The organism is Oceanicella sp. SM1341 (assembly GCF_003448965.1).
Classification (GTDB): Bacteria; Pseudomonadota; Alphaproteobacteria; order Rhodobacterales; family Rhodobacteraceae; genus Paroceanicella.
Map to the genome: position 1 here is coordinate 23,233 of NZ_QRGC01000044.1, position 8,186 is coordinate 31,418.

Genomic DNA, 8,186 nt, shown 5'->3' on the forward strand with positions numbered 1-8,186 from the left:
GCCCACCAAGGACCCCGAACCGATGACCACTCCCGCCTCCGACCCGCTCGCCACCATCGTCTCCGGCCATTCCTGCCTCGTGAACGGCAGCTGGCGGGCGGCCGCCTCCGGCGCCACGCTCGAGGCCTGCAGCCCCTCCGACGGCAGCCGTGTCGCCACGCTCTCGGCCGGGGCGGCGGCGGATATCGACGCGGCCATCGCCTCCGCCCGCGCCGCCTTCGAGGAAGGCCCCTGGGGCCGCATGCCCGGCTATGAGCGCGCCCGCCTGCTGATGGCCCTGCGCGCGCTCATGCTGGAAAACCGCGAGATGCTGGCCGAGCTGGAGGCCCGCGACATCGGCAAGCCCATGCCCCAGGCCCTCGCCGACATCGACGTGGCGGCGCGCTACTTCGAGTTCTACGCCGGTGCCGCCGACAAGATCGGCGGCGAGACCATCCCCCTGCCGCCCGAGTTCCTCGCCTTCACCCTGCGCGAGCCGCATGGCGTGGTGGGGCAGATCATCCCGTGGAACTACCCCGCCCAGATGGGCGCGCGCTCGCTCGCGGCCAATCTCGCGGCCGGCAACACGCTGGTGGTCAAGCCCGCGGAGGACGGCTGCCTCTCCATCCTGATGCTCTGCGCCCTCGCCGCGCGCGCAGGCCTGCCCGACGGCGTGGTGAACGTGGTGACCGGCTACGGCCACGAGGCGGGAGCGGCGCTGGCCGCCCACCCCGGGCTCGACCATCTCGCCTTCACCGGCTCGCCGGAGACCGGCGCCGTGGTGCAGGCCGCCGCCACCCGCACCTACACGAGCTGCACCATGGAGCTCGGCGGCAAGTCCCCCCAGGTGGTGTTCGCCGATGCCGACATGGAGCGCGCCCTGCCCATCCTGGTGAAGGCCATCGTGCAGAACGCCGGCCAGACCTGCTCGGCCGGCGCGCGGGTGCTCATCGAGGCCTCGGCCTGGGAGCGGGTGTCGACCGCCATCGGGCAGGCCTTCGAGGCGCTCACCGCCGGGCCCTACTGGCTCGATGCCGACCTCGGGCCGCTGGTGAACGCCCGCCAGAAGGCGCGGGTGGAGGCTTTCATCGCCCGCGCCACGGAGAGCGGCGTGCCGCTGATCGGCCGTGGCCGGATCTCGGCGGAGGCGCCGGAGGGCGGGCATTACGTCGCCCCGCATGTCTTCGGCCCGGTCTCGCCCGAGCATGAGCTGGCGCAGGAGGAGGTGTTCGGCCCCGTGCTCGCCCTCATCCCCTTCGAGACCGAGGCCGAGGCGATCGCCATCGCCAACGGCACCGCCTACGGGCTCGTCTCCTCGGTCTGGACGCGCGACGGCGGCCGGCAGCTGCGCGTGGCCCGCGCCCTGCGCTCGGGCCAGGTCTTCGTGAACACCTACGGCGCCGGCGGCGGGGTGGAGCTGCCCTTCGGCGGGGTCGGCAAGTCCGGCCACGGGCGCGAGAAGGGGCTCGAGGCGCTGCGCGACCTCACCCGGCTGAAGACCGTGATGATCGACCACGGCTGAGCGGCGCGCGAGGCCCCGGACAGGCAGCCTGCTGCCCCCGTGCAAGGCGCAGAATTCTTCAACTGACAGATGCAAGCGCCCGATGTTACAGTACTCGGGCGCTTGTTTCATATGGAGTTCAGGAAAGGAATTGAACATCGCCGGCACCCGGGCCCTCACGTCACCAGGACGCCGCCGGACGGCCCGCCTCCGACGCATCCGGGGCCCGCGGCAGGCCGGCTGCCGGATGAAGCGGCCCGGCCGGCCCGCGCCGCGCGCGGCCCTCCCGCGGCCCGGCCTCCTGCTCCTCGTGCTCCTCGTGCTGCTGCTCGCCGGCGCGGGCGGCGCGCGCGCCCAGCCCGCCCCTGCCTCCCAGCCCGGCGGCAACGTGGCGCTCACCGAGGCCGAGCGCGCCTGGGTGGCCGAGCACCCGGTGGTCACCGTCGCCAATTCGCTGGACTGGGCGCCCTTCGACTACACGGAAGACGGCATGCCCCGCGGCATGAGCACCGAGCTTGTCTCGCTGGTGGCGGGCCGGGTGGGGCTGCGGCTGCAGTTCGTCAACGGTCTGCCCTGGAGCGCCATGCTCGAGCGCTTCCTCGCCGGCCAGATCGACGTGATGCCGGCGCTCTACTGGAACCGCGCCCGGGCGGCGCACATCGCCTTCACCTCGCATTACGCCTACAATCCCCCCGCGCTTGCCCTGCGCGCCGAGGATGCCGGGCTGCGCCGGCTCGACCAGCTCACCGGCCGCCGGGTGGGGGTGGTCTCGGGCTCGGCCCTGCTGGAAATGGTGCGCCGCAACCGCCCCGGGGTGGAGATGGTGCCGCTCGAATCCGTTTCCGCCGGGCTGGAGAGCCTCGCCCGGCGCGAGATCGACGCGCTGCTCGACACGGCCGGGGCCATCGGCCACCGCATCGGGCCCGGGGCGGCGGGCAGCCTCTCCATGGTCGTCGACCCCTCGCTCGCCGGTCTCGCCGACATGCACCTGCGCATCGGGGTGCTGCGCGAGCAGCAGGTGCTGCACGACCTGCTGCAGAAGGGGCTCGACACCGTCACCCCCGCCGAGCGCCTCGCCCTCGCGCGGCGCTGGCTGCCCGACACCGAGAGCCTGGCGGCCGACGGGTTCTTCGGCCCGCTTCCCCTCACCGAGGCGGAGCAGGCCTATGTGCGCGCCCGCCCCCGGCTGAGCTTCGGTGCCCGCAGCGACCTGACGCCCATCGAGTTCGTCGACGACCAGGGCGCGCATGCCGGCCTCGTCTCCGACATCCTGCAGCGCGTCTCCGCCTCCACCGGCCTGCTGATGGACATGGCGCCCGAGCGCAACTTCGCCGAGCAGGTGGCCGCCCTCACCGCCGGGGAGACCGATTTCATCGCCGCCGCCCTGCCCGGCCCGGACACCGACCGGCTGCTCGACTTCACCCGCCCCTACCTGCCGGTGCCCGCGGTGCTTCTCACCCGGCTCGACGCGCCCTTCCTGCGCGGGCTCGACGGGCTCGAGGGGATGCGGGTGGGGGTGGTCTACGGCTCGCCCGTGCACGATCACCTCGAGACCACGCGGCCCGATCTCCGCCTCGTCACCGCGCCGGACATCGAGAGCGTGCTCACCGATCTCTCCCGGGGCGAGACCGATGCCGCCGTCGCCAACCTGATGACCGCGAGCAACGCGCTCGACCGGCTCGAGCTCACCAACGTGAAGGTCGCCGCCAGCACCGGCTTCTCCACCAATTACGCGATGGCGGTGCGCAACGGCGACACCGCGCTGCTGGGCGTGCTGCAGAAGGCGCTGGACGCGATCGACCCGCGCGACCTCGACATGTTCCGCAACCGCTGGGTGAGCCTGCGGGGGGAGCCGCCGCTCGATGCCGGCAGGCTGCTGGCCTGGGGCGGGATCGCGGCGGCGGTGGCGGTGCTGCTGCTGGGCGGCATGGGGCTGTGGAGCCGCAAGCTGCGCCGCGAGATGCGCGAGCGCCGTGCCGCCGAGCTGCGCAGCCTCGAGCAGGCGGCCGAGCTGGAGCGACAGCGCGACCTGCTCAAGGTGGTGATGGACGCGATGACCGTGGGCGTGGTGGCCTTCGACCGCGGGCTTCGCCTGATCACCTGGAACGCGAAATTCGTCGAGATCCGCGGCTACCCGGAGGGCATGCTGCGCGAGGGCATGGCCTTCGAGGAACTGCTGCGCTACGATGTGGAGCACGGTGAATTCGGCCCCGGCGACCCGGAGCGCATCTTCGCCGAGCGGCTTGAGCGCATGCGCCAGTTCCGGCTCTCCTCCACGGAGCGCCCGCGCCCCGACGGCCGCTTCATCGAGATCCGCGGCAGCCCGCTGGCCGGCGGCGGCGTGGTGACCATCGTCACCGACATGACCGATCGCAAGCGCTCCGAGCAGAGCCTGGGCCGGGCGCTGGAGGAGAACCGCCGCCAGTCCGAGCGCCTGCGCGGGCTGGCCGACAACCTGCCGGCGATGGTGTTCCAGTTCGGCCCCGGCCCGCGCGGCGAGGTGAACATCACCTATGCCAGCGCCAACATGCGCCGCGTGTTCGGCATGGACCGCCCCGGCGAGGTGCAGACCACCGCGACCTTCTTCGACCGCGTGCTGCCGCAGGACGCGGGCCGGGTGCGCGAGGCGCTGAGCCGGGCGCTGAGCGATACCGCCGAGACCCTCTCCCTCGCCTTCGGCATCCGCGCGCCCGACGGCACCGAGCGCTGGCTCGACGCGAGCCTGCGCGCCTACGCGCTGCCCGGCGGCGGCCGGCACTGGGACGGGCTGGTGCTCGACGTCACCGAGCGCCGCCGGGCGGAGGAGACCCTGCGCTCGAGCGAGAGCATGCTCAAGACCATCCTCGCCGCCAGCCCGCTGGGCGCCACCATGATGCGCTCCGACGGGCGGCTGGAATACTTCAACCCCCGGCTGGCCGAGATGCTCGGCGTGGCGCCGCGGGCGCTGGAGGGCGCCTCGCTGGGCGACCACTGCCTCGATGCGGCGCAATGCGAGGAACTGTTCTGCCGGCTCGCGCGCGACGGCCGCGTCGACGCGCTGCACCTGCCGCTGCGCCATGCCTCGGGGCGGCGGGTGGAGACGCTGTTCACCTGCCGCGAGAACCTCTCGGGCGAGGGGTTCATCGGCTGGCTCGACGACATCACCGAGCGCCTCGCCACCGAGGCCCGGCTCACCGAGAAGATGGAGGAGCTCGAGCAGTTCTCGCGCATCGCGGTGGGGCGCGAGCTGCGGATGATCGCGCTCAAGGCCGAGGTGAACGCCCTGCGCGCCGAGCTCGCGCGCCCGCCCTCCTACGAGCTCGCCGAATGAGCCGCCGGAGCGCGCTCGCCGTGGCCCTCGACCCGCGCCGCAGCCTCGGCGGCCGGCTCGCCTTCTTCGCCGTGCTGCCCTCCACCGTGCTGATGGTGCTCGCCCTCGCCGTGGGCCACTGGCATGCCAGCGAGGTCGGCGCGCGCCAGGAGGCGCGCCGCCTGCTCGGCCTCGCCGCCCAGATCGGCCGGCAGGTCGAGATCGGCAACGCCCGCGCCGTCACCGCGGCGCAGATGATGGCCGATGCCCAGGTCTCGGGCCTGTTCGGCGACCGGCCGGGGTCCGTCGCCTTCGCGCGCCGGGTGCTCGAGCGCACGCCCGATTTCACCGCCGCCTATTTCGCCTACGAGCCCGATGCCGACATGCCCGACGCCGAAGCCGCCGCCGCCCCCGGCGCGGTGGGCATCGCCGCGGCGCTCGGGCCCGACGGCCGCTTCCTGCCCTACTGGCACCGCGAGGCCGACGGCGGCACCCACCTCGAGCCACTGGCCGACATGGAGACCAGCTCCTACTACGCCGGGGTGCGCGACACGTTCCTCGCCACCGCCGCGCGCGGCGCCACCGTGACCGAGCCCTACGCCTACTACGGCCGCGAGATCATCGAGACCGTGGCGCCCATCGTCATCGAGGGCCGGTTCCGCGGCATCGCCGGGGTGGACCGTGCCCTGCCCGCCATCACCGCGAGCCTGGAGGAGGAGGCGGCGCGCCACGGGGTCGAGATCCTGCTGCTGAGCCGCCAGAACCGGGTGATCGCCGACACCGCCCCCGGCGGCGCCGCGCACCGCACCCGCGCGGTGCAGGACACCCCGCTGGGCGCGGCGCTCGGCCCGCTGCTGCCGCGGGTCGGCGGCGGCAGCTTCCTCGGGTCCGACGCCGCGGGCAACGACACCGGCGTGGACCTCGCCTCCTTCCCGGTGCCCACCGGCGGCTGGCTGGTGGTGGTCTCGGCCTCCGACTCGCTGGTGAGCGGGCCGCTCCTCGCGGCCATGTCGCGGCTGGGCTGGCTGGTGCTCTGCGCGCAGGCGGTGGCGGTGGTGCTGCTGGTGCTGGGCCTGCGCCACATCACCCGCAGCATCGGCGCGGCGGTGGAGGGCGCGCGGCGCATCGCCCGCGGCGAGACCGACCGCCCCCCCGACCTGCCCCCCGGCCGCGACGAGACCGGCCAGCTCAGGTGCAGCTTCGCCGCGCTCGCCGAGAGCCACCGCGAGATGACCGCCATCTGCGAGGCCATCGCGCGCGGCGATTTCAGCCGCCGTCTCGCGCCGCGCTCGGAGGAGGACCGGCTGGCCGCCGCCATCAACGACATCGTGGAGACGCGCTCGGCCACCGAGACCGCCCTGCGCGAGGCGGAGGAGCGCAGCCGGCTGATCCTCACCTCGGTCACCGACGGCATCATCGGGCTCGACACCGAGGGCATCGCCACCTTCGTGAACCGCGCGGCGGCGGAGATGCTGGGCCATGCGCCGGCCGAGCTGGTCGGCACCCCGGTGCTCGAGACGCTGCGCCGCCCCGCGGGCAGCGGCGGCGCCCCGGTCGCGGGCCTCGCCCCCGCTCCCGGCGGCGGCGGCGCCGCGGGTGCCGGCGCGGACCCTGAGGACGAGCTGCTCTGGCGGCGCGACGGCAGCTCCTTCCCGGTGGAATATTCCGCCACCCCCATCCTGCGCGAGGACGGCACGAGCCCCGGCTCGGTCATCGTGTTCCGCGACATCACCGCCCGCCGCGAGGCCGAGCACGAGATCCGCGCCTCCCACGCCCGTCTGCAGGCGATCCTCGACAAGTCGCAGCTCGTGGTGTTCATCAAGCACCTCGACGGCACCTACCTGCTCACCAATGCCGAGTTCGCCCGGCTCTTCGGCGTCGACGGCCGGGGCCGGGGCAACGACGCGGTCTTCCCGCCGGACGTGGCCGCCGAGATCCGGCGCATGGACGCGCGGGTGATCGAGACCGGCGAGCTGCAGCAGGTGGAGGAGGCGCTGCCGGTGAGCGGCCGCACCCGCACCTTCCTCACCACCAAGTTCCTGCTGCGCGACGAGACCGGGGCGGCCTATGCCCTGGTGGGCATCGCCGCCGACATCACCGCGCGCAAGGAGATGGAGCGCGAGCTTTCCGCCCGGGTGGAGGAGCTCGGAGATGCCCGGCGCGCCGCCCTGAACATGATGTTCGACCTCTCCGAGGAGCGCCGCGCCGCCGACGGGCTGCGCGCCCGCGCCGAGGCGGCGAACCGGGCCAAGTCCGACTTCCTCGCCATGATGAGCCACGAGATCCGCACCCCGATGAACGGGGTGATCGGCATGATCGACCTGCTGCGCGACACCGGGCTGGACACCGACCAGTCGGCCATGCTCGACACCGCGCGCGACTCCGCCTTCGCCCTGCTGCAGATCATCAACGACATCCTCGACATCTCCAAGATCGAGGCCGGGCGCATGACCATGGAGATGCTGCCCGTGAGCCTGCACGAGGTGGTGGAGGGCGTGGCCGAGACCCTCTCGCACAGCGCGGCGCAGCGCGCGGTGCGGCTGGGGGTCTTCGTGTCGCCCGCCCTGCCCGAGCGGGTGTTCTGCGACCCCGTGCGCCTGCGCCAGATCCTGTTCAACCTCGTGGGCAACGCCATCAAGTTCACCGCCGGGGTGGAGGGGCGCGAGCGCGTGGTGATGGTTCGGGCCGAGCCCGCGGGCCCGCCGGCGCCCGACGGGCCCTGCCGCGTGCGCTTCACCGTGCGCGACACCGGCATCGGCATCCCGGCCGAGGCGATGGACCGGCTGTTCCAGCCCTTCTCGCAGACCGACAGTTCCACCGCGCGGCGCTTCGGCGGCACCGGGCTGGGCCTGTCGATCTGCCGTACGCTCACCGAGCTGATGGGCGGGTCGGTCACCGTCGCGAGCGTTCCGGACGCGGGCACCACCTTCACGGTGGACCTGCCGCTCCAGCCCGGCCCGCGCACCGGGGCGGAGGCGCCCGCCGCGCCCGATCTCACCGGCCTCACCCTGGGCGTGATGACCCGCTACCCGGAAACGTCGGAGGCGGTCTCGGCCTATTGCGCCGCCCGCGGGGCGCGCATCGTGCTCCTCCCCCCTCCCGGGCCGGAGGAGACGCCGGGCCCGGACGGGGCCTCCGCCGCAGCCGGGCAGAGCCGTGCGGAGGGGGCGGAGGCCGCGCCCGGCCCCGGCGGCGCGCCGGTGCCCGACCTGCTGGTGATCTCCAGCGGCCTGGGCCGGGCGGCGCTGGCCGGGAGCCTCGCGCGCTTCCGCGCCGCGCGGCCCGGCGGGCCCTGCGTCGTGCTGAGCATCGAGCCGGTGGGCCGCCGCACCGCCCTGCCCGAGGGAACGGAGGTCACCGGCGCCCGGCCGGTGCGCCGCGACCGGCTGCTTGCCGCGGTGGCGCGCGCCGCGGGCC

Annotated in this window: 3 protein-coding genes; all 3 read left to right on the forward strand. The window is 74.2% G+C overall.

Annotated features, from left to right (window positions below):
* Positions 1 to 22 precede the first annotated feature (22 nt).
* On the forward strand, positions 23 to 1,501 hold the full coding sequence (locus tag D3P35_RS24270; RefSeq protein WP_118138519.1) for an aldehyde dehydrogenase family protein: 1,479 nt from the start codon (positions 23 to 25) through the stop codon (positions 1,499 to 1,501).
* A 226-nt stretch (positions 1,502 to 1,727) separates the two neighbouring features.
* Positions 1,728 to 4,790 carry a transporter substrate-binding domain-containing protein gene (locus tag D3P35_RS24275; RefSeq protein WP_118138520.1) on the forward strand — a complete coding sequence of 1,021 codons (3,063 nt, stop codon included), beginning with the start codon at positions 1,728 to 1,730 and terminating at the stop codon, positions 4,788 to 4,790.
* Positions 4,787 to 8,186 (forward strand): ATP-binding protein (locus tag D3P35_RS24280; protein WP_118138521.1); only part of this gene is annotated, 3,400 nt, incomplete at its 3' end. The genes D3P35_RS24275 and D3P35_RS24280, both read left to right, overlap by 4 nt.

Bases quoted from the DNA above. Each gene is read 5' to 3' on its own strand.
- D3P35_RS24275 (WP_118138520.1), top strand. From the start codon at position 1,728: ATGAAGCGGCCCGGCCGGCCCGCGCCGCGCGCGGCCCTCCCGCGGCCC.
- D3P35_RS24270 (WP_118138519.1), top strand. From the start codon at position 23: ATGACCACTCCCGCCTCCGACCCGCTCGCCACCATCGTCTCCGGCCAT.